The sequence below is a fragment of the Nocardia araoensis NBRC 100135 genome (assembly GCF_000308435.1).
In the GTDB taxonomy this organism is placed as follows: domain Bacteria; phylum Actinomycetota; class Actinomycetes; order Mycobacteriales; family Mycobacteriaceae; genus Nocardia; species Nocardia araoensis.
Map to the genome: position 1 here is coordinate 1 of NZ_BAFR01000257.1, position 821 is coordinate 821.

Sequence of the window (821 nt, forward strand, 5' to 3'; positions counted from 1 at the left end):
CCTTTTGGACCGGGTGGAACAGGTGCTGGCGTCGACCCTGGAGCAGACACCGCGTGATGCCACGCATTGGTCCCGGTCGTCGATGGCCGAGCGGACCGGGCTGTCGAAATCGACGATCGGGCGGATCTGGCGGCGGTTCGATCTGAAACCGCATCTGGTCGACGGGTTCAAACTGTCGACCGATCCGTTGTTCGTGGAGAAAGTGGTGGATGTCGTCGGCCTCTATCACAATCCGCCCGAGCGGGCTGTCGTGTTGTGTGTGGACGAGAAGTCGCAGATGCAGGCTTTGGATCGTTCCCAGCCGGTGTTGCCGATGATGCCGGGCATGCCCGAGCGCCGCACCCACGACTACGCCCGTCACGGCACCACGAGCCTGTTCGCCGCGTTCAATATCGCCGACGGCACTGTGATCGGCGAGCTGCACCGCCGCCACCGGGCGACCGAGTTCCGCAAGTTCCTGGTCACGATCGACAAGACCGTGCCCGCCGAACTGGATGTCCACCTTGTCTGCGACAACCTCGCCACACACAAGACCCCGATCGTCAACGAATGGCTCGCCCGCCACCCCCGTTTCCGCGTCCATTTCACCCCGACCGGGTCGTCCTGGCTCAACCAGGTCGAACGCTGGTTCGGCTACCTCACCGACCAGCTCACCCGCCGCGGCGTCCACAAAAGCGTCGCGGCGCTCGAGAAAGACGTCACCACCTGGATCGAGCACTGGAACGAGAATCCCCGGCCGTTCGTCTGGAAGAAGACCGCCGAGGAGATCCTCGACTCCCTCGCCCGATATATCCAACGGATTTCAGGCGCGGAACACTAGG

General features: G+C 63.6%; 1 protein-coding gene. It reads left to right on the forward strand.

From position 1 onward, the window contains the following. On the forward strand, nucleotides 1-820 hold an 820-nt coding region (locus ON21_RS30240), incomplete at its 5' end, for an IS630 family transposase (RefSeq protein WP_039803591.1). Nucleotide 821 lies beyond the last annotated feature (1 nt).